The organism is Ornithinimicrobium sp. CNJ-824 (assembly GCF_001942405.1).
Classification (GTDB): domain Bacteria; phylum Actinomycetota; class Actinomycetes; order Actinomycetales; family Dermatophilaceae; genus Ornithinicoccus; species Ornithinicoccus kibberensis.
Genome location: NZ_MKKA01000033.1, coordinates 1 through 20,204, shown reverse-complemented (window position 1 = coordinate 20,204; position 20,204 = coordinate 1). Strand labels below are relative to the sequence as shown.

Below are 20,204 nucleotides of genomic sequence, written 5' to 3'. Positions count from 1 at the left end.
ACCTTCACACGATCTGCACACGTCCCGCGCCCCCCGTCCACGCCCACCCTCCTAGCCTGAGGACATGCCTCCCCAGCCCGCGCCGGACGCGCCGCTCGTGCTCGTCGTCGAGGACGACCCGACGATCAACCAGGCGCTCGCCGACCGGCTGCGGGCCGACGGGCTGCGCGTGCAGCAGGTGCACGACGGGCCGGCCGCCGTGCAGGCGTGCGAGGCGACCCCGCCCGACCTGGTCCTGCTCGACGTGATGCTGCCGGGGATGGACGGCCTGGAGGTGTGCCGCCGCATCCAGGCCCGCCGGCCGGTCCCCGTGCTCATGCTCACCGCCCGCGCCGAGGAGACCGACGTCCTCGTCGGGCTGGGGGTGGGCGCCGACGACTACCTCACCAAGCCCTTCCGGATGCGGGAGGTCGTCGCGCGGGTGCGCGCCCTCCTGCGGCGCGTGGACCGTGCCCGGGCGCTGGCCGTGGACCCTCCGCCGGTGCTGCGCTGCGGCGACCTCCTCGTCGACCGTGCCGAGCGTCGGGTCCTCCGGGCCGGCGGCGAGGTCCACCTGACACCGTTGGAGTTCGAGCTGCTGGCCACCCTGGCGCTGGCCCCCGGGACCGTCCGCACGCGGGCGGAGCTCATGGAGGAGGTCTGGGGTTGGGCCGACGCGCGAGGAACCCGGACCCTCGACAGCCACGTCAAGGCGCTGCGGGCCAAGATCGGGGCCGAGCGGCTGCGGACGGTCCACGGCGTGGGCTACGCGCTGGAGGCCCAGGATGCCCGCTGAGCAGGGTCGGACCGGTCCGGCCCCCGTGGCGCCGGGCACGGCCGACCGTGCCCCTGGCCCGCTGGGCGGTGTCGGGACGGTCCGCACCAAGATCGGGCTGCTCGTGGCCGGCAGCGTCCTGGCGGCGGTCGTCGTGCTCGAGGCCGGCCGTGGGGCAGGCGTGCCGGGATGGCTCACCCTGCCCGTCACGCTGGCGGTGGCGCTGGTGGTCACCCAGTGGCTGGCCAGGGGGATGACGGCTCCGCTGCGGGCGATGACCGAGGCCGCCGACCGGATGGCCGCCGGCGACTACAGCACCGTGGTCACCGCCACCGGTCACGACGAGGTCACGCGGCTGGCCGACGCGTTCACCCGGATGGCCGGCGACCTGGACCGGGCCGACACCACCCGCCGGCAGCTGCTCGAGACCGTCTCCCACGAGCTGCGCACCCCGCTCGCCGCCCAGCGGGCCCTGCTGGAGAACCTGGTCGACGGGGTCGTCCAGCCCGACGACGCGGCCCTGCAGGGGGCCCTCGCCCAGGCCGAACGCCTCAGCGACCTGGTCACGGACCTGCTCGACCTGACCCGGCTCGAGTCGGGGGCGGTGCCCCTGGTCCTGACGCCCACCTCGGCGGCCGACCTGCTCACCCAGGCGGTGGCCGAGGCCGGGCTCGGTGCCCGGGACGTGCAGCACCGGACGGTCGTGACCCCGACGGACCTGGAGGTCCTCGTCGACCCGGCCCGGATGTCGCAGGTCGTGGGCAACCTGCTGGACAACGCGAGCCGGCACAGCCCGACCGGCGGCACGGTGACGCTGCACGTCCGTGGCCCCGGCGAGACGGGGACGTCACCGGACGGGTCCGAGGACCCGGTGCCCATGGACCGCTGGCGCCTGGAGGTGGTCGACGAGGGCCCCGGCATACCGCCCGATCGTGCCGAGGCGGTGTTCACCCGGTACGGCCGCGGCGACGACCGCGGCGGCGGGACGGGGCTGGGCCTGGCCATCGCCCGGTGGATCTGCGAGCTGCACGGCGGCTCGGTGTCGGCGCACCCGCGCCCGGACGGACGTCCCGGTGCCTGCCTGCGGGTCGAGCTTCCCGTGCGCCCACCGTCCGGCCGCCCCGCCGGCAGCCGCGAGGACGGGAGCACGGAGCGCCCGTCCACCGGGGCGGCGACGCCTGGCCCCGTGGCCGTCCCCGTCGCCCAGGGGCCCGCCGCCCACGCGGTGGACCCGCTCTTCGGCCGCCTCTGGCCGCCGGAGCGTATGCCCGCCGCGCCGGTCCAGCTGGTCGGTGCGGTCGGGATCGGTGCGTTCGCGGCGCTGGTCCTGCCCGATCACGACGCCGGTCTCGGACTGCTGACGGTCCTGCTCGCCGGCGGCGCCTGGTGCTCTGGTCCTCGGTGCGCCGGCGCGCGGCCTGGACCGTCGTCAGCGCGCTGCTCAGCGTGGGGCTGGGCGCCCTCGTCGTCCTACGGGCGGCCGAGTGGCTGCCCGTGCTCGTGCTCCTCGTCGTGGGCCTGCTCGTCACCACGGCCCTCACGGGTGCCCGTCGGCTGGGTGCGCTGCTCCTGGGGCCCCCGGCCTGGGTGCTCTCGGCGGTGCGCGGACTGCCCCTGCTGCAGCGGACCCTGGCGACCACCCGCGGCCACCGGCTGCTGTGGCCGGTCGTGCGCACGGTCGTGCTGTCGGCGGTGGCCCTCGTGGTCTTCGGCGGGCTGTTCGCCTCGGGCGACGCCGTCTTCGGGGCCTGGGTGGACCGGCTGCTGCCCGACGTCGACCTGGTCCTGGCCGACACCCTGGTGCTGCGCGCCTTCCTGTGGTTCTTCGTCGCCGGTGTGGTGCTCGCCGGGACCTACCTGGCGCTCAACCCGCCCCCGGTGGAGCGGGCCGCCACCCCCTCGCCACGGACGGTGACCCGTCCCTGGGAGTGGGCCGTGCCCGTGGGCGCGGTCGTGGCGGTGCTCCTGGGGTTCCTCGTCGCCCAGGCCAGCGCCATGTGGGGTGGTCACGACTTCGTCCGGCGCAGCACCGGCCTGACCTACGCCGAGTACGTCCACCAGGGTTTCGCCCAGCTCACGGTGGCCACGGCCCTGACCCTGGGGACGATCGGCCTCGCCGGCCGCGTGGCTCCCCGGCGCACCCGGGGCGACCGGCTCCTCCTGAGGGCGCTGCTGGGCACGCTGGGGGTGCTCACCCTGGTCGTCGTGGCCTCCGCCCTGTTCCGGATGGCGGTCTACCAGGAGGCCTACGGCTACACGGTCACCCGGGTCCTGGTCGACCTGTTCGAGCTGTGGCTGGGACTGGTCGTCGTCATGGTCCTCGTGGCCGGGGTCCGGCTCTCCGGCCGCTGGGTCCCCCGGGCCGCGCTGCTCGCCGGCGCCTCGATGCTGCTGGCGCTGGGGGTGGCCGACCCCGAGGCCCGGGTCGCGGGGGCCAACATCGAGCGCTACGAGCAGACCGGGCGGCTCGACCTGGTCTACCTCGCCTCGCTCGGCCCCGACGCCACCCCCGTCATCGCCGAGCGGCTGCCCGACCAGCTGGCCGCCTGCGTGCTGGCAAACCTGCGCCATGACACCGACCCGGACCCGTTGTGGGGCTGGAACCTCGGGAGGGCACGGGCCGCGGAGGCCGTGCCTGCCGGGTCCGACGCCCAGTCCCCGCCGGAGGAGGGGGGCCAGGGCTGCCTGCGGGTGATCGGGGAGGACGGCCGGTAGGCGCGGAACGGTCGCCCGTGACCGGTCAGGCGGTCGGACGCCCGGGGTCGCTGATCCAGTCGCTCCACGAGCCGACGTAGACGGCGGAGCGTCCGGCCCCCAGGCCGGCGGCCTCCAGGGCCAGGGCGGCATGGGCGGCCTGCACGCCGGAGCCGCAGTAGACCGCCGTCGCCGCGTCCGGGTCGGCACCCGCCTGCTCCAGCAGGGTGCGGAGGGCCGGCGCGGGCAGGAAGGTGCCGTCCTCGGCGAGCAACGAGAGGGCCGGCAGCGACAGGGCGCCGGGGATGTGGCCGGCGACCGGGTCGATCACCTCGTTCTCCCCCCGGTAGCGGTCCGCGGGGCGGGCGTCCAGCAGCTGCCGGTCCGCGGCCAGCCAGCGCCGCACCCCCTCGGCGTCCAGCAGGTCGTCCTCTCCCGGACCCAGGACCACGTCGCCGACGCCGGTGTCCACCGGTCCCTCCTCGACGGCCAGCCCGGCCGCCCGCCACGCCTCCAGCCCGCCGTCGAGCACCCGCACGTCGGAGATCCCGTAGTGCCGCAGCACCCACCAGGCCCGCGCGGCACCGAGCGAGGTGCGGGCGTCGTAGACGACGACGGGTGCGTCCTCCCGGACCCCGGCCGTCCGCAGGGCCTCCTGCACCCGCGTGCGGGACGGCAGGGGGTGGCGCCCGCCCCGGCCGTCGGGGGACACCGGGTCCGACAGGGCCTGCTCGAGGTCGAGGAAGGCGGCCCCCGGCAGGTGCCCCTCCAGGTAGGCGGCGCGGTTGGCGGCGGTGCCCGCGCCGAGGCTCCACCGGACGTCGAGGAGCACGGTGCGGCGCCGCGGCGAGCTCGTCGGCGAGGAGCTGGGGGCCGTGACGAGGGGGGAGGGGGTGGCGGGGGAGGGGTCCGTGGTCATGCGCCCATGCTGCCACCGCCCCGGGCCCCAGGGTCCTCGGATCCCTGACCGGACACGGTGGGGCGTGGCACAGTGGACGGATGTGCCGCAACATCCGCCCGCTGTTCAACTACGAGCCGCCTGCGACCGACGAGGAGGTGCGGTCCGCGGCCCTGCAGTACGTCCGCAAGGTCGCCGGGACCCCGCGGCCGTCCCGGGCCAACGAGCCCGCCTACGAGGCGGCGGTCGAGGCGGTGGCCCGGGCGACCCGGGAGCTGCTTGACTCCCTGGTGAGCTCCGCGCCGCCGAAGGACCGGGAGGTGGAGGCCGAGAAGGCCCGGGCACGGGCCAGGGCCCGGTATGCCTGACCCCCTGCACGGGGCGGGCTCGCCGGGGACGACCGGGTCAGGCCGACGTGGTGACCGCCTCCGGCACGTCCTGAACTGGGTCAACCTGTCGACGCCGCTCGGGCTGGGCGTGGCCGCGGCCGGCGGGGCCAGGATCCGCCGGGGTCCGCGACACTGCTTCCTGGCCGACCACTACCGTTGGCGCTTCCCCGTCGCCGGTGCCTTCACCGTCGGCGACGTGGTGGTCAGCCGGCACGACCTCGACCGGCTCATGGCTCGGCGCCCCTCCCTGCTGGACCACGAGCTGGTCCACAGCGCCCAGTGGGCGTTCTGCGGAGGCCTTCCCTTCCTGCCGCTCTACCTCGCCTCGATGGCATGGTCCTGGATCCGCACCGGGGACCGGGCCGCCCGCAGCGTCTTCGAACGCCAGGCGGGGCTCGCCGACGGGGGCTACCGGGACGTCCCCGTCCGCCCCGTCGCGCCGTGCTCGCCGCCGCACTCGGTCGCCGGCCTGCCGGACCAGCCCCGGAGCCGCACCGGGGTGGCCCGAAGGGGACCCTCCCGGCCTAGGTCGGTGCCCGTCGACCGCATACCCTCGCTGTCGTGGACCAGGGAACGCAGGCAGCGGCGGGCTACACCGACGCCGACCGGGAGCGCTGGGTCGCCGAGGACCCGGCCCAGAAGCGGGCCGACCGGCACGACTTCGCCCGTGACCGCGCCCGCGTGGTCCACTCCGCGGCCCTGCGGCGGCTGGCGGCGACGACGCAGGTGGTCCAGCCCACCAGCGACGACTTCGTGCGCAACCGGCTCACCCACTCCCTGGAGGTTGCCCAGATCGGGCGGGAGTTCGGCGCTGCCCTCGGCTGCGACGCGACGTGGTCGACACCGCCTGCCTGGCCCACGACATCGGCCACCCGCCCTTCGGGCACAACGGGGAGCAGGTCCTGGACGAGCTTGCCGCGGACGTCGGGGGCTTCGAGGGCAACGCGCAGACGCTGCGGGTGCTGACCCGGCTGGAGGCCAAGAGGTCCCACCCGGACGGGCGCCCGGCCGGTCTCAACCTCACCCGGGCCAGCCTCGACGCGGTGCTGAAGTACCCCTGGCACCGCGACGGCCCCGGGACCGCCAAGTTCGGGGTGTACGCCGACGACACGCCGGTCTTCGAGTGGGTCCGGCAGGGCGCCCCGTCCGGGCAGCCACGACGTCGGTGCCTGGAGGCCCAGGTGATGGACTGGTCGGACGACGTCGCCTACTGCGTGCACGACGTCGAGGACGCGATCGCCTCCGGACGGGTGGACCCACGGGCACTGCGCTCGGCCGACGTGCAGGCGGACGTCGCCGACCTGGCCCACCGGTGGTACGCCCCCGACCTGGACCCCGAGCAGGTCCGGGACGGACTGTGCGACGTGCTCGACAGCGGGTGGGTCCCGCTGCAGCACACCGGGACCCGGTCCGACCTCGCCGCACTGAAGGACATGACCTCCCGCCTGATCGGGCACTTCGTGCACACCGTCGAGACGGCCACCCGTGACCGGCACGGCCCCGGACCGCTGCGCCGCTACGCGGCCGACCTCGTCGTCCCCGACGGCGTGCGGGCCCAGGCCGCCGGTCTGAAGGCCGTCGCCGCGCACTTCGTCATGCTCAGCGAGGAGCGACGGGTGGTGATGCACTCCGAGCGCGAGGTGCTGGCCACGCTCGTCGAGCGCTACACGCTCGACCCCGGGCTGCTGGACCCGCTCCACCGGGAGGCCTACGAGGCCGCGACCGACGACGGCGGCGCACGCCGCGCCGTCCTGGACCAGGTGGCCAGCCTCTCCGCGCCCGGGCCCTGTCCGTCCTGTCCCGCACCGCCCCAGGAGGTATGCCGTGACCGTGCTCGACGCCCTCGACGTCCCCGTGGTGGGGGCTCCCATGGCCGGTGGCGTGAGCAGCCCCCTGCTCTTGGCCGCCGTGAGCGACGCCGGCGGTCTGGGCATGCTCGCCGCGGGCTACCGCACCCCCGAGCAGATGGCCACCGACCTGGTGCACGCGCGGGGGCTGACCGACCGCCCCTTCGGCGTCAACCTGTTCGTGCCCCGGCCGGTGGACCGGGCCCGGCACGAGCAGGCCGTGGCCGTCTACCGGGAGGCGCTGGCCCACGATGCCGCTCGCCTGGGGGTCGAGCCGGGCACGCCGTCCTGGGGGGACACCGACCACTGGGCGGACAAGGTCCTGCTCGTGGAGACCTTCCGGCCCGCCGTGGTCTCGTGCACCTTCGGCGTGCCGGACCGGGAGACCGTGGGCAGGTGGCAGGCCGTGGGCTGCGAGGTGCACGTCACCGTGACCTCGGTGCAGGAGGCGGCGGTCGCCGAGGCGGCCGGCGCCGACGTCCTGGTCCTGCAGGGGCAGGAGGCCGGGGGCCACCGTGCCTCCCACGACCCCGAGGCCGAGCCGGCGGCGATCGACCACCTCGGGCTGCTGGAGACCGTCGGTCCGACGACGTCGCTGCCGCTCGTCGCGGCCGGCGGGGTGACCACCCGCGGGGACGTCCGCCGCGCGCAGGACGCGGGTGCCGCGGCCGTCCAGGTCGGCACGGCCCTGCTGCTGGCGACCGAGTCGGGGGCCTCGCGCACCTACCGGGCTGCCCTCCGGGACCCCTCGCTCACCGAGCGGGTCACCACCCGGGCGTTCAGCGGGCGGGTGGCCGGTGCGCTGCGCAACAGGTTCGTCGACCGGTTCGCACCGCTGGCCCCGCCGGCCTTCCCGGTCCTCGACCAGGTGAGCCGTCCGGTGCGCACGGCGGCCGCCGCCGCCGGGGACGTGCACGGTATCCACGTGTGGGCAGGCAGCGGCTGGCGGGCCTGCCAGGACCGGCCGGCCGGGGAGATCGTGCGGGAGCTCGCGCCGTAGGCGCGCTCAGGCGCCCGGGTCCTCCGGGGTGGCCCGTCCCTCCGCCTCGTCCCGCTCCGCCCAGGCGAGCAGCGTCCCGAGGTCGAAGACCGCCTCGTCGATGCCCGCGTGCAGGTCGCCCACCGCGGCGTAGCGTCCCGGCATCGTCAGCACCGTGAAGTCGGCCGGGTCGCAGTCGTCGACCTCGTCCCACGTCAGCGGGGCGGACACGCGGGCGTCCGGGGTGGCGCGGACGCTGTAGGCCGCGGCGATGGTGTGGTCGCGGGCGTCTGGTTGAAGTCGACGAAGACCGCGCGGGGATCGCGGTCCTTGCGCCACCAGACGGTCGTCGCCTCGTCGGTGCGCCGTTCCACCTCCCGGGCGAACGCCAGGGCGGCACGGCGGACGTCGCCGAAACCGTGCGTGGGCGGGATGCGGACGTAGACGTGGATCCCCCTGCTGCCGGTGGTCTTGGGCCAGCCGACGGCCCCCAGCTCGGCCAGCACCTCCCGCACGACGCCGGCCACCCGACGCACCGTCGCGAAGTCGCAGTCCTCGCCCGGGTCCAGGTCGATCCGCCACTCGTCGGGCTGCTCGACGTGCCCCCTCCGGCTGTTCCAGGGATGGAACTCCACGCACGACATCTGGACCGCCCACACCACCTGGGCCACCTCGGTGACGCACAGCTCGTCGGCGGTCCGGTTCCAGCGCGGGAAGGTGACGTGCACCGTCTCGACCCAGTCGGGAGCGCCGCGCGGGAGCCGTTTCTGGTGGACCCGTTCCCCGGTGACGCCGTCGGGGAACCGGTGCATCATGCAGGGCCGCTCGCGGAGGGCGTTGACGATGCCCCCGCCGACGGACACGTAGTAGCGGGCCAGGTCCAGCTTGGTGATGCCCGGTTCCGGGAAGTAGACCCGATCCGGGTTGGAGATCCGCACGGTCCGCCCGTCCACCTCCAGCTCGGTGGCCGGCGTGCTCTGCTTGACCATCGGCCCACAGTAGCGAGGGCGCCGGTGTGGACGCCGCGCGTCCTGGTCGGCGGCGCCGCCTAGACTGCCCCGGACAGCCCCAGGAGGAGGTGCGCGTGGCCGGACGGATCAGGAACGAGGACGTCCAGACCGTCAAGGAGCGTGCCTCCATCGAGGAGGTCGTCAGGGAGCACGTGACCCTGCGGGGCGGGGGCGTGGGCACGCTCAAGGGCCTGTGCCCCTTCCACGACGAGAGGACGCCCTCCTTCACCGTGCGGCCGGCCGTGGGCTACTTCCACTGCTTCGGCTGCGGGGAGGGCGGGGACGTGCTCGACTTCGTCCAGAAGATCGACCACCTCACCTTCACCGAGTCCGTCGAACGCCTCGCCGGGCAGCTGGGCCTGACGCTGCGCTACGAGGAGGGCGGGGGAGCGGACGGGGGCGGGCCCCAGGCGCCGGCCGGCCAGCGGATGCGGCTGATGGAGGCCCACCGGGTGGCCGAGGAGTTCTACCACGACCAGCTGCTCTCCTCCGGCGAGGGGCGGGCCGCCAGGGCCTTCCTCCGCGAGAAGGGCTTCACCGGGGAGCACGCCCGGCAGTTCATGGTCGGGTATGCCCCGCGCGGCGGCTCGGTCCTCTCGGACCACCTGCGCGGCAAGGGCTTCACCGACGAGGAGCTGGTCCTCGGCGGGCTGTCCGCCCGCAGCTCCCGGGGCCTGTACGACCGTTTCCGGGGCCGGGTCGTCTGGCCCATCCGGTCGATCGCCGGTGACACCGTCGGTTTCGGCGCCCGCCGGCTCTACGACGACGACCGGGTGGCGGCCAAGTACCTGAACACCTCCGAGACCCCGATCTACCGCAAGACCAGCGTCCTCTACGGGCTCGACCTGGCCAAGAAGGCCATCGCGACCGAACGGCGGGCGGTCGTCGTCGAGGGCTACACCGACGTCATGGCCGCCCACCTCTCCGGCGTGGGCACCGCCGTGGCCACCTGCGGGACCGCGTTCGGCGGCGACCACATCTCCATGCTCCGCCGCATCCTGCGGGACGAGGCCGGTCGCGCGCCGGCCCGGGTGATCTTCACCTTCGACGGGGACGCCGCCGGGCAGAAGGCGGCGATGAAGGCCTTCGAGCACGACGAGCGGTGGGCCGCCCAGTCGTTCGTCGCCGTCGCTGCGGAGGGCCAGGACCCCAACGACCTGTGGCTGCGGGGCGGTCCGGAGGCCGTGCGTGCGCTCGTGGACGGGGCCACCCCGATGTTCGAGTTCGCGGTGCGCACCACCCTGGCCCCCTACGACCTGGGCCTGGCCAGCGAACGGGTGCAGGCGATGCGGGCCGTGGCCCCGATCCTCGCCGGGGTCAAGGACCCTACGCTGCGCCCCGAGTACGTCCGCGACGTGGCGGGATGGATGGGGGTGGACCCCACGGCGCTGACCGTGGAGGTGACCCGGGCCGCCGCTGCCCCGGCCCGGTCCGGCGGGTCCCGCACGGCCGCACCACCCGTCGCCGCCGAGCCGGTGGTCCCGGGGGCCGACCTCTCCGACCCCGTCCAGGTCGCCGAGCGGCACCTGCTCCAGGTGGCGTTGCAGTATCCCCTCGCCATCTACCCGGCGGACATGGACGAGCTGCCTGCGGCCGAGCTACGGGCACCGGTGCACCAGGCGGTCTGGCACGCCGTCAAGGAGGCGGGCGGCGTCTACGCCGCGGAGGGGGCCAGCGTGGCCAGCTGGACCCGGGCGGTGCTCGCCCGGACGCCGCCAGCCGTGCAGGGGCTGGTGCACGAGCTCGCCGTGGCCCCGCTGCCGACCAGGCTCGACCCGGAGACCGGGACGCCCACCGAGGCCTACGTCGACTCGCTCGTGCTCCGGGTGCGGCTCGCGGCGTCCGAGCAGCGGATCGCCCAGACCATCAGCCGGCTCCAGCGGCTGACGCCCGGAACCCCGGAGGCCCGACGGGTCGACGAGGAGCTGATGGCCCTCCAGCGCGAGCACGCAAAGCTCAAGGACAGGATGAACTGACATGGCATGGTGGCGACGAGCGCGCACGGACCGGTCCGCGGGACCGGATCCGCAGCGATCCCCCAAGGACGTGCCCCACGGGGCGCTGCCCGAGCTGGCCCGGGGCGAGCAGGTCCTGGCGACCGCCCAGGAGGACGGCAGCGGACACTGGGTCGTGCTGACGACCTGGCGCCTCTTCGAACGGACCGCCGAGGGCGACTCGGTGGTCGAACGCCCCTGGCACGAGGTGGACAGCGGCGCCTGGGACCCGGACGAGTGGCTGCTGACGGTGGACTTCGTGGACGGCGCGGACCCCCGACGGTGGCGATTGCGTGACCGGACCGGCCCAGGCTCGGTGCCGGTGGTGCTGCGCGACCGGACGACCGCCAGCGTGGTGCTCACCCGGGCGATCGACCTGGGGCCCAGGCGCACCGCGCGGGTAACCGTGCGCAAGGTGCTCCATACGCGTGAGCTGGTGGAGCAGGTGCTGCTGGGGCCGGGTGCCCGGACCGTCGACCGGGACCTCGCTCGTGCCGTCCACGAGGCGAGGCGGGACGTGCGTGACCAGGCAGGTCTGGACCCTGACCCGCCGCAGCTCGTCTGACGGACGGAACGACACGGCGGACGCCACGGCGCCCGGGCACCGATTTCGACGCCGTCGTGGCCTTTGCTAGAGTCTGTCCTCGCTGCGACATTCCCCTGTAGCTCAATTGGCAGAGCAGCCGGCTGTTAACCGGCAGGTTGTTGGTTCGAGTCCAACCGGGGGAGCGTTGTGAAAAGGCCTCTGAACTGCGGAAACGCAAGTTCAGGGGCCTTTCTCCTTTCGAGTGCAGCGACTATGCATCGTTCGCAGCTGGCTGCCCCTCGACTGAATGGAGGAGCAGTGACCCTTCTCGGTCGCGTCTGGGCAGGCCTCTGACCCCTCAGCCGATCCGGCGCCACCCTCCGACTGGGCAGGCGTCGATGAACCTCTCGATCGAGTCCAGCTTGATCCGCAGCGTCTTGCGCCCGAGCCGGACGGCGTCGAGGTGCCCCTCGGCGATGTAGCGGCGCACGGTCTTGGTCGAGACCGCGAGGACGTCGGCCGCCTCGGCCAGCGAGACGAGTTTGTGGGAGAGGGTGGCAGCATGGTCGTCTCCTGGGTCAGGGGCGGCCCGTGTGGCCGCACTCATCCCCCAAGGCCGCTGAGTAGTCGCGAGTGGCCACCTGCGTCTGCCGCACGCCGAGCAATCGAGGCGCAGCGGCGCACGGGCCGCCCAAGGCGTCAGATACCAGAGTGATACCATCAGCGGATGGCGATGACTCTGCGGCTTTCTCCGGAGGACGAGCGCGCCTTGGCGGCCCTGGCCGAGGCCGAGGGTGTGAGCAAGCAGGAGGCGACGGTGCGGGCGATCCGGGAAGCGGCCGCGCGGCGCGGGCACGAGGAGCGGGTGCGCGAGTTGTCCGCACGGGGGCGTGAGCGGTACGCCGATCTGCTCGAGCGTCTCGGGCGCTGACCCTTGGAGTATCTGACTACGGAGGACCTGCTCGCCCTGGCATCGGACCTGCGCGTAGGTCCGATGCAGGACCTTGGCCTCTTGGACTCCGCCGCCCACCGTCCCCGCGCCAGCGTTTTCGGACGTGACGCCTATCCCGGCATCGATGCCAAGGCGGGTGCGCTGCTGGAGTCCATCGTCGTCAACCACCCGCTCGTCGATGGCAACAAGCGCCTGGGATGGCTCGCCGTAGTCGTGTTCTACGGCCTCAACGGCATCGACCTCCAAGCACCCGACGACGCCGCCTACGACCTGGTCATTGCCGTCGCCAGCGGCAAGGCCGACCACCAGGTGGCAGCCCGCCAACTGACCCAGTGGCACTAGCTCAAGCTACGGCTCGCGGCAGTTGCGGATGTCAGAGCAGTGAGGGAGTTCGTCCTGGACGCGGCGTGTAGCCCTCTGCTGCCAGCCATGCTCGAGCGCGGCCGCGGACGCGGTCTTCGCTGAATGCGTACCAGCGATCGGCGGCCTCCGGGTGGTGTGCAATCGCGTCCTTGAACCGGCGGAAAGCACCTTTCCCGCTGATGGCCATAGACAACAGCTCGGCCAGGTGTTCATCCTCGACAGTCTCGGTAAAGACTTCCATGTCGCGGTAGCCGGACCGCGAGCCAACCGGGTCGACCCACAGCCACCTCGTACCGGCTGCTTCGTCTTCTTCTTCCTCTTCTTCGTCGCTCTCATCGGCGCGGAAGTCCTCGTACACCGTCTGGGGCCAGACCTGCCCCGTGGCCAGGTCGACTCGCCCGCCTCCGTGGGTGGGGTCGCCCTCGCGCACGCTGGCGAGCTCCTCCAGATCGACACGGACCGGCCTCAGGAGTGGCTGGGGGCCATCACCGAGCCGCGCCGCAAGTGCGTCGGCCAGATCGACGTCGCCGTCCCATCCCCGCGCCTGCAGTCGTGCGACGCAGGCTCGAGCCAGGTCATGGGCGCTGGCGGATCCAGAGGTGACCGCGACCAGGAGAGCGTCACCGATGAGCTGCAGCACCTGCTCCGGCCAGGCTCGCTCCTCAAGAAGGCGCAGCACCTCAAGCGCGTCGGCGCGGTACGTGGCTCCGCGTAGGGCAGCACGGAACTCCTTCAGCGACATGCCGCCATTGTGGCCCTGACGCCAGTGGAAGCGGTGCAGGCAGGATGGGAGACATGGTCATCGTGCGCGCTACCCGCAAGCTCCTGCAGCGATTAGGCCCGGTTAGCGCCGTCGAGGAGCAGGAATCGACGAGCCTGCTCGGCGACTGGTACGCCACGCTCCTGCCCTGGCGGCCACGTCAGGTCGCGCTCCTGGTCAGCCAGACGACCCTGCTCCCGGTGCTGATGCCGTTGGCTCCCGCCGCGACCCTGCTCGACAGGTTCCCCGAGCACCTGGCCGCGGTCCTACGGGCGCACAAAGTCCCCGAGACCGTCGTGCAGAGCGAAGCCGCAGAGACGGCCGACTACACCCTCGCCACCACTGCCAGCCGCAGCCTGACCGGGTCGATGAACGAGTTTGCCTACCTAGCTCAGGCCCACCGCGTCGCGGACCGCAACCCCGATCTGCTTGCACTTTCCTTACAACTGGCCACGGTCCCGTGCGGCCCTCTGTACCCACGTCACGTCAGCCCCGACCGCGAACTGACAGCCCTCCTGCAGAACGTGACCTGAGCCCGGTAAGCACGGCCGACCAGCGGCTACGTGTTTCATTGACGTCAGGATCGGGCCCGGCCAGGCTCGGTCCTAGGTGACCGGGATGGTCGTTCTCTTTGCGGCTGCCCACGCTCTTGGCGTGAGGCTCACAATTGGCGTGCGTCGTCCCGGTCACCGCCAGGGCTGCGAGAGGCTCAAGAGGGGTATGCCCAGCCGTACGTAGCGGTGCCCTCCCAGCTCGACATCTGTCGCGAGCAAGGAGGAGAGCATGGACGAGAAGGTTCCGCGGGTCGTGATCGGGATGGACCCGCACAAGCGCAGCGTGACGATCGAGGTCATGACCGCTGACGAGTCCGTCGTCGGCGGTGGCCGCTTTGGCACGGACGCCGAGGGGTACACCCGGCTGCTGGCCTACGCCCGTCAGTGGCCTGAGCGGGGGTGGGCGGTCGAGGGCTGCGCCGGTATCGGCAAGCACGTCGCCGACCGGCTGGTCGCCGATGGTGAGGAGGTGGTCGACGTGCCGGCGAAGATGTCGGCGCGGGTGCGGATCTTCGCCACCGGGCAGGGCCGCAAGACCGACGCAACCGACGCCCACTCCATCGCCCTGGTCGGGGTGCGGATGTCCGGCCTGCGCCCGGTCATCAACGACGAGCAGCTCGAGGTGTTGCGGATGTGCGTGGACCGGCGCCGCTCCCTGGGTGAGGAGCACACCCGCAAGGTGTGCCAGCTGCACAAGCTGCTGCTCGAGCTGATCCCGGGCGGGGCCAAGACGTTCCTGTCCGCGGCCCAGGCCAAGGAGCTGCTGAAGAGGGTCCGCCCCACCACGGCGGCCGGCAAGTTGCGCAAGGCCCACGCCCTGGAGCTGACAGCTGACCTGGCCACGATCTACGCGCGGACCAAGGCCGCGGACAAGGAACTCAAGGCCCTCGTCGCCGAGACCGGCTCCTCGCTGATGGACCTGCACGGCATCGGACCCTCCGGCGCCGCACGCCTGCTGGTCGAGGTCGGGGACATCACCCGCTTCCCCGACCGCAACCACTTCGCGTCCTGGACCGGCACCGCCCCGGTCGACGCCTCCTCCGGCGAGCACGTCCGCCACCGACTCTCCCGGGGTGGGAACCGGCAGATCAACCGGGTGCTGCACGTCATGGCCATCGTCCAGCTGCGCACGAGAACCACCGAGGGCCGCGCCTACTACGACCGGAAGAAGGCCGCGGGGAAGACGTCGATGGAAGCGCTGCGGTGCCTCAAACGGCGCCTGTCCGACCTGGTCTACAAGGCGATGCTCGACGACCTCGCTGGGCACACGACGACGGGCCCGGGAGGGCAAAGGGGTGACGACTCTGACTCCAGCGCGACCGGCTCACAACCCGCTGCCGGCTCTTCGGACAAGCCACTTCCCGGACCCGCCACCACAAAGCCTAGAACGACCCTGCCAGCGGCGTCTTGACACAGAGGGGTGCCAGATGAGTGCGTTTTCGCTGCGCCCACCACGCCGCCAAGCACTCGCCCCCTGGGGTTCCCCTGATGACGGCGAATTCAACTCGAGGTTGAGCGGCGTAAGCCAAGGCGCCGCGGCGCTTAGAACGCGCTGAAACTGGTGAGCCAGTTGGAAGCTCGCTCGCGGTCAGCCGGGCTGTCGGGTCACGCGTGGGACTTCGAGAGAGTGTCAGTCTCGACGCCACGAAAGTCGACACCAGTGTGGGAATCCTCGACTACCGCAAGCACGGGCCCTCGCATGCCTCCGCGAACCAGGCCTGAAGATGACCCAGGGCTGCTGCTGATGCTGATGCTGATGGTGGCATCATCTGGGTGTGGCACGAAGAGGACAGAGGAGGGAGCCTAAGCGGAACGCCACTCGCCCCCTGCGACGTGACCACCGCGTCGACGCGGCGGCGCCGACACCAACCGGGCGGAGTGGCGAGGGCAACGAATCGGAGATCGTCTGGAGTCGCACACGGGCGGGGGCACGGGCCGGTCGCGGGTTCCATTTTCAGGACATGGTCGGTGCCTGGCTTTGCGGCCAACTGTTGACCGGTGCCTTAAGCGCCGAGCGCATCGTCCCAGAAGGGCCGGAAGACCTGTCGTGCGAAGGCGAATTCCCATGGCAGATACAAGTCAAATCGCGTCAAGAGCGCGTTGGCCCCTTCAGAGCAGCGGAAGTGGCAAGCCACGTGCTCGATGTCGCGAGACGCCGGTCCCGGGATTCGACACGCGCTGCCCGCGAGCGTGCGGTTGTCGTCCTGGAGCGTCCTATCGGAGCGTGGGCGCCCGACATGTGGGGTGCCGCCATAGTCGAGGTGCCGGGAAATGAAGAGCTCCTCCACGCATTGGCGACTGTTGGAGCTAAGCGCGGACTCGAAGAGAAAGATCTGCTCGACGTTTCGCGGTCCGTGTGCGTGTTTGTCCTTCCGTGGCACACGGCGGGTGACCAGACGAGCGCAGCCGTGGCTGCACGAACGAGACTCCCGCCGGCGGCAAACGACCCTGTGGTGCTTGCCCTCCGCGCCGCTGTAGCCAACTGCGCTGACGAAAACGCAGAGAACGATTGGCACAAACGAAGTTCATGGATCGAACGAGGATCGAGCGTCTCGTTACCGAGACCGCTGAAATGATCGACCGCGAAGCTCTTGAGGAAGCCATTCTGGAGGGCATCTGTGAACCGGTTGACTTCGACACCGCGCTCGAGACCGAGGCATTCTACGAGGGAGTCGACGTGCAGCCGGGCCACATCGCGGCTGGGCTGCCGTCGCCTCGGCCAGACGTTACGGGCCAAGTGGTGGCCAACCTGCAGACTGGAGCTAGTGTCCTCGTTACGGGGCCTTCAGGAGTCGGTAAGTCCACGGTGATGTGGGCTGCCGCCTACTCCGCCCGTCACGTGCTGTGGTACCGCGTTCGACGGCTACGCGACGGCGACGTCCCCGCTCTCGTGCGGCTCGCTAGGGCACTGCGCCCGACAGAGCGGGCACCCGTCGGCTTTATTGTTGACGCAGTGGGAGTCGGTGATTCGCAGGCCTGGGACGCCCTACAGCGACAACTGGTGGCAACACCTGGAGTGATGCTTCTTGGCTCGGCCCGGTTGGAAGACTTGCTTCCACTTCGGTCCCTGTCGAACTGCACACTGATCCAAGTCGGCCTTGACGAGGAGACCGCCGCGCAAATCCATTCGGGCTTGGTCCGCACTGGCGCCACCAAAGCCCTTTACTGGCGGGAAGCGTTCAATGCTTGCGGTGGACTCACATTGGAGTTCACGCACCTACTCGCACGCGGCAAACGTCTCGCCGACGTCCTGAGCGAGCAGGTCCGGCGACGCGTCGTTGAAGGGCGTGAGACAGAACTGCGCATCATCGCCCTCGTCGCGACTGCCCACCGGTGGTCTGTTGTGCTTCACCTCGACGAGGTTCAAGACGCAGTGAATGCGAGCGCTGGAGAGTTCAGAGCAGCATTGGCGAGGCTGGCTGACGAGCACTTGGTCCATATCCGAGGAACAGAATTGAGGGGACTGCACCAACTACGCTCGGCGGCCCTCTCAGTGGCCGTACATGCCGTCCCGCCACCTAGTCTTAATGACACAGTGGAAGACGTGCTAAAAGGCCTTGAGGGCAAGCAAGCCTACTCTTTCATCGTGGGTTTGCTGGCGGATAACTCCGAATTGGAAAACGCCCTGATCAACCAACTCTTCGACAGTATCCGAAGGGAGCCAACTCCCGCTCTGTTAGCGACGTTCCTAGAAGCACTAAGGTTCGTGGAGTTCGAGCGCCAAGCTTCCAGCTGGAGCCGGATCTTGGAAAAATACCAAATCCAACCTGCCCATCGTGGGATCGCGACACAACTAGCGCTCTCCGGTGCGCACACCATGCCTGGGCTGCGTCCCGACATCGTGGCCGCAGCGCAGGCCATCGAGGCCCAACCCGAGGATTCGCACCTGCGAGACCAACTGCTCACGCTTCTCGGTGGGACTCGAGTCGCCTCGATCGTGGCCTCATGCGACGACCTCCAGCGCGCAGCGTCGCTCCTCGCAGCGATGGTCGGCTCCACGCAGGACTTAGTCCGATGGGCAGAGTCCCCAGAGGCGCGCCAATCACCGCTCGCCAGAACTCTCCTCACCGCGCCCCCTCCACAACTCGGCGAACTTCTGTCCGTAGCACGTCGCCACTCGCCCGTTCTGGCTCGCGCCCTATTCGAATTGGCCGGCGGAGAATCCTCCGTGCAGAGTCGACTGCAAGCGCAGTGCCCGTGGCTCATCGAGATCAGCACAGTTCAACGCGATAGCAATCACGTTGCGTTCGCAAGACTCCTCCACATATCAGATGGAGCACAACCTGACCCAGATGACTTCACTCGGGAGTTTGCCCTTACTCTCCTGCGTTGTTTTCCGATGTGTGATTCAGTGGATGTCCAGACTGTCCTGCCCGGTGACACCCCACTCCAGATTGGTGATCACGTATTTGGTGTGAGCAAGCTGCATCGGAAGTCTGATCACCCCGCCGCCGTCGTCAGTTGGAACCGGGTGAAGTCCTATGTCGCCGCCATGGCCGCGGGGGTGACGGATCCCACTACGCGGGCGGTGACCTCCTACGAGCTGCTACGAGACCTTCGAGCGTATCTGGAGGACATGGCACGGGCTTGGTGCATCTCGAGGGGACAGCCTGCCGAAGCCAACGACCTGGAGAAACGGCGCACCGCTCTACGTAGACGGGTGAACGGCCTAACGCTACCCCTCGACCGCACGGAGTTGCTCGAGTCCATCGAGTCCGGCACTACTCCGTCCACGGTCGGTAGCGATCACATGCATACCTTGGTCCACGGGATCGTGGACAACATGACTCAGCGCATGCACGCTCGTGATGCTCACTGGCCTTCCTTGGCGGCATACGTGGGAGATACTCTCCGCACTACAGTTGGCCGAGTACGCCAGGAAGAGAAATGGAACCTTATCGATCGTGACCCGCCAACAGACCTTGATGCACTCGATACGCTTCTCGACGATCTGTATGCGGTGTTCGCAGAAATGGCGTGGGGTGGTCTTTCACCGGTGCGGGTGGTTTCCGTGTCGAAAGCCGGTGCTTATACGGAAGCGCTGCACAGAGTTGCGGCATTGGCGCGGGGGCGCGCGGAAAAGCGCTTCTTCGATGGAGTGCAGAACCTGCAGTCGAGAGCGCAGACCGTCGGCCTAGATGTAGTGACCTATACACGTGCCCTACGCAAACCCGCAGCGGTCGACTGGCCCGCGCTTCAGGCGGCGGTCGGCGTTGCAATAACGACCATACCTCAGTGGGAGACCGCGTCCTCAAGCATCGCGGGCATGATCGAGGAGGCTCTCCCCTCAGACGCTAGACGGGCGCCAGTTCTAATCGTTCCGCTAGTCGACGGTCGCCCGGTACGCCAACTGTCACATGTTCTGCACAATCAGTTATTTCCCAACCCGGATTCATTCGATGAGTGGCGAGATTCCTTCGAGGATCCACTATCAACACCACTGGCCGATGCAATTCTTGATGCCCACCAAGCGCTGCAAGGCCTTTCTGGACTTGCTGTGCTTTCGACCAGACGTGGTGGTGACACAGCGATGCTGCAAAAATATGCCGATGACGAGACGGAACGTTATCGCGCTGCGATGCAGCGGCTTGACGAGCTGGGCGCCGATGTTGACCCCGTGGTTGGCGTCGTCCGGGACTTCCTCGCCAGCCTTGGCTTGCGGGTGCAACAAGAAAACGATAGTAGGCCTGACGAAATGGGGACATTGGCCGCAGGTGTAGCACGAGGGGTGGTGCGCGGCGGGTCGAACGACATGGAGCAGCTCAATGGCGTTCTCACCGTCGGCATCGAATGGGATATTGATCCAGCGGCGGCCCTTGCTTTACTGGACCGCGTCGGGGATGAGTGAAGGATAGTTTGGAAGCAAATTACGCCGAACGGTTCCTCGATCATTTCTTCTGACGGAGTCGTCATGTCACATAAAGGAGTCGAGTCAGCGTGACCCGGCTAGCGCGCGCGCAACTTCCGGACCGGAGAACGCGCGGACATCGGCGGAGTCGCGATGTCACGCACCTCTGGGTGGAGCGCGTCACGCACTCCGTCGGGCAGCGCCGCCCTGTGGCCCACCGCCAGGCATGGTCCCGCGGCATGCCGGACGTGACGAGGCGGCGTTCGGCCCGCCGGCGTCGCAAGGTCGCGACGAGGCGCGACTCGCTCCCGTCGAACGCCCTCCACTGCTGGCCACTGTGACCCGTCACCGTCGCCCTGCGACACGACCACGCCACCCAGACCGGCGACTCTGCGATGTATGCATGCCTGGCCCCGTCCGCTACCGACCGGCAAGCTTCCCGTCCTGGCCCGCGCACGAGATTCGACCTGCAAGTCGACCGTCCCTACCGATCCTCCGCTGTCCTGAAAGCAGACACACCTTTTTCATCCTGGCCCGAAGCGAGCATTATCGCGTCAGAAGTCACACCCGCCGGGTGGTCTGCGGATTAGTAGGGACTCCGACGTCCCCACGCGTGTCCGTTGACCAGGGACGCCC

General features: G+C 70.5%; 14 protein-coding genes, 1 tRNA gene and 3 pseudogenes. 14 read left to right on the top strand and 4 right to left on the bottom strand.

The window, feature by feature from the left end:
* The first annotated feature begins 64 nt into the window (after positions 1-64).
* From BJF81_RS10740 to BJF81_RS21040, 3 genes and pseudogenes are all read left to right on the top strand, one after another.
* The gene (locus BJF81_RS10740) at positions 65-775 is read left to right on the top strand and encodes a response regulator transcription factor (RefSeq protein ID WP_075958343.1); all 711 of its coding nucleotides are present in this window, start codon (positions 65-67) and stop codon (positions 773-775) included.
* Positions 765-1,799 (top strand): annotated as a pseudogene (locus BJF81_RS21045) (HAMP domain-containing sensor histidine kinase); the annotation flags it as partial. The gene BJF81_RS10740 and the pseudogene BJF81_RS21045, both read left to right, overlap by 11 nt.
* Positions 1,766-3,469 (top strand): DUF4153 domain-containing protein, encoded by a 1,704-nt coding sequence (locus BJF81_RS21040; protein ID WP_342447130.1) that lies wholly within the window; start codon positions 1,766-1,768, stop codon positions 3,467-3,469. The pseudogene BJF81_RS21045 and the gene BJF81_RS21040, both read left to right, overlap by 34 nt.
* 25 nt (positions 3,470-3,494) lie before the next feature.
* Here BJF81_RS21040 and BJF81_RS10725 read toward each other — a convergent pair whose 3' ends face one another.
* The gene (locus tag BJF81_RS10725; protein ID WP_075958340.1) at positions 3,495-4,367 is read right to left on the bottom strand and encodes a sulfurtransferase; all 873 of its coding nucleotides are present in this window, start codon (positions 4,365-4,367) and stop codon (positions 3,495-3,497) included.
* Positions 4,368-4,447: 80 nt separating this feature from the next.
* Between BJF81_RS10725 and BJF81_RS10720 the strand changes: the two genes are divergently transcribed.
* The 3 genes and pseudogenes from BJF81_RS10720 to BJF81_RS10705 all read left to right on the top strand — a co-directional run bounded on the left by BJF81_RS10720 (position 4,448) and on the right by BJF81_RS10705 (position 7,582).
* Positions 4,448-4,714, top strand: coding sequence for a DUF2277 domain-containing protein (locus tag BJF81_RS10720; RefSeq protein ID WP_075958339.1), 267 nt, complete (start codon positions 4,448-4,450; stop codon positions 4,712-4,714).
* Between the two features lie 582 nt (positions 4,715-5,296).
* Positions 5,297-6,563, top strand: a pseudogene (locus tag BJF81_RS10710) (deoxyguanosinetriphosphate triphosphohydrolase).
* Positions 6,560-7,582 (top strand): nitronate monooxygenase, encoded by a 1,023-nt coding sequence (locus tag BJF81_RS10705; RefSeq protein WP_075958337.1) that lies wholly within the window; start codon positions 6,560-6,562, stop codon positions 7,580-7,582. Before BJF81_RS10710 ends, BJF81_RS10705 begins: the two are co-directional and overlap by 4 nt.
* A 6-nt stretch (positions 7,583-7,588) precedes the next feature.
* Here the strand turns inward: BJF81_RS10705 and ligD are convergent.
* Positions 7,589-8,550, bottom strand: a pseudogene (ligD, locus tag BJF81_RS10700) (non-homologous end-joining DNA ligase).
* A 95-nt stretch (positions 8,551-8,645) separates the two neighbouring features.
* On the opposite strand from ligD, the gene dnaG reads away from it, so the two are divergent.
* The 3 genes from dnaG (at position 8,646) to BJF81_RS10685 (ending at position 11,294) form a co-directional block, all read left to right on the top strand.
* Positions 8,646-10,547: a DNA primase gene (gene dnaG, locus BJF81_RS10695; RefSeq protein WP_075958336.1), complete on the top strand. Its 1,902-nt coding sequence runs from the start codon at positions 8,646-8,648 to the stop codon at positions 10,545-10,547.
* A 70-nt stretch (positions 10,548-10,617) separates the two neighbouring features.
* Complete coding sequence (locus tag BJF81_RS10690; protein ID WP_075958335.1) at positions 10,618-11,130, top strand: hypothetical protein; 513 nt, start codon at positions 10,618-10,620, stop codon at positions 11,128-11,130.
* Between the two features lie 91 nt (positions 11,131-11,221).
* Positions 11,222-11,294: transfer RNA gene (locus BJF81_RS10685), tRNA-Asn, on the top strand.
* A gap of 155 nt (positions 11,295-11,449) precedes the next feature.
* On the opposite strand, the gene BJF81_RS10680 is transcribed toward BJF81_RS10685, so the two are convergent.
* Positions 11,450-11,698 (bottom strand): helix-turn-helix domain-containing protein, encoded by a 249-nt coding sequence (locus tag BJF81_RS10680; RefSeq protein ID WP_083664165.1) that lies wholly within the window; start codon positions 11,696-11,698, stop codon positions 11,450-11,452.
* A 120-nt stretch (positions 11,699-11,818) separates the two neighbouring features.
* Between BJF81_RS10680 and BJF81_RS10675 the strand changes: the two genes are divergently transcribed.
* Positions 11,819-12,022: a toxin-antitoxin system HicB family antitoxin gene (locus BJF81_RS10675; RefSeq protein ID WP_075958334.1), complete on the top strand. Its 204-nt coding sequence runs from the start codon at positions 11,819-11,821 to the stop codon at positions 12,020-12,022.
* A 3-nt stretch (positions 12,023-12,025) separates the two neighbouring features.
* The gene (locus BJF81_RS10670; protein WP_075958333.1) at positions 12,026-12,385 is read left to right on the top strand and encodes a type II toxin-antitoxin system death-on-curing family toxin; all 360 of its coding nucleotides are present in this window, start codon (positions 12,026-12,028) and stop codon (positions 12,383-12,385) included.
* A 31-nt stretch (positions 12,386-12,416) separates the two neighbouring features.
* Here BJF81_RS10670 and BJF81_RS10665 read toward each other — a convergent pair whose 3' ends face one another.
* Positions 12,417-13,148 (bottom strand): UPF0158 family protein, encoded by a 732-nt coding sequence (locus BJF81_RS10665; protein WP_075958332.1) that lies wholly within the window; start codon positions 13,146-13,148, stop codon positions 12,417-12,419.
* Between the two features lie 53 nt (positions 13,149-13,201).
* Here BJF81_RS10665 and BJF81_RS10660 point away from each other — a divergent pair, with 53 nt between their 5' ends.
* From BJF81_RS10660 to BJF81_RS17575, 3 genes are all read left to right on the top strand, one after another.
* Entirely contained in the window at positions 13,202-13,699 is a 498-nt protein-coding gene (locus BJF81_RS10660; RefSeq protein WP_075958331.1) for a DUF6933 domain-containing protein, read from the top strand.
* A gap of 250 nt (positions 13,700-13,949) precedes the next feature.
* On the top strand, positions 13,950-15,131 hold the full coding sequence (locus tag BJF81_RS10655) for an IS110 family transposase (protein ID WP_075958330.1): 1,182 nt from the start codon (positions 13,950-13,952) through the stop codon (positions 15,129-15,131).
* A 1,116-nt stretch (positions 15,132-16,247) separates the two neighbouring features.
* Positions 16,248-19,568 (top strand): hypothetical protein, encoded by a 3,321-nt coding sequence (locus BJF81_RS17575; protein ID WP_143780804.1) that lies wholly within the window; start codon positions 16,248-16,250, stop codon positions 19,566-19,568.
* The last annotated feature ends 636 nt before the right edge of the window (positions 19,569-20,204 follow it).

Coding starts and splice junctions, on each gene's coding strand:
- BJF81_RS10740 (WP_075958343.1), top strand. CDS start 65: ATGCCTCCCCAGCCCGCGCCGGACGCGCCGCTCGTGCTCGTCGTCGAG.
- BJF81_RS10675 (WP_075958334.1), top strand. CDS start 11,819: ATGGCGATGACTCTGCGGCTTTCTCCGGAGGACGAGCGCGCCTTGGCG.
- BJF81_RS10725 (WP_075958340.1), bottom strand. CDS start 4,367: ATGACCACGGACCCCTCCCCCGCCACCCCCTCCCCCCTCGTCACGGCC.
- BJF81_RS17575 (WP_143780804.1), top strand. CDS start 16,248: ATGGATCGAACGAGGATCGAGCGTCTCGTTACCGAGACCGCTGAAATG.
- BJF81_RS10665 (WP_075958332.1), bottom strand. CDS start 13,148: ATGTCGCTGAAGGAGTTCCGTGCTGCCCTACGCGGAGCCACGTACCGC.
- BJF81_RS10720 (WP_075958339.1), top strand. CDS start 4,448: ATGTGCCGCAACATCCGCCCGCTGTTCAACTACGAGCCGCCTGCGACC.
- BJF81_RS10680 (WP_083664165.1), bottom strand. CDS start 11,698: ATGAGTGCGGCCACACGGGCCGCCCCTGACCCAGGAGACGACCATGCT.
- BJF81_RS10660 (WP_075958331.1), top strand. CDS start 13,202: ATGGTCATCGTGCGCGCTACCCGCAAGCTCCTGCAGCGATTAGGCCCG.
- BJF81_RS10655 (WP_075958330.1), top strand. CDS start 13,950: ATGGACGAGAAGGTTCCGCGGGTCGTGATCGGGATGGACCCGCACAAG.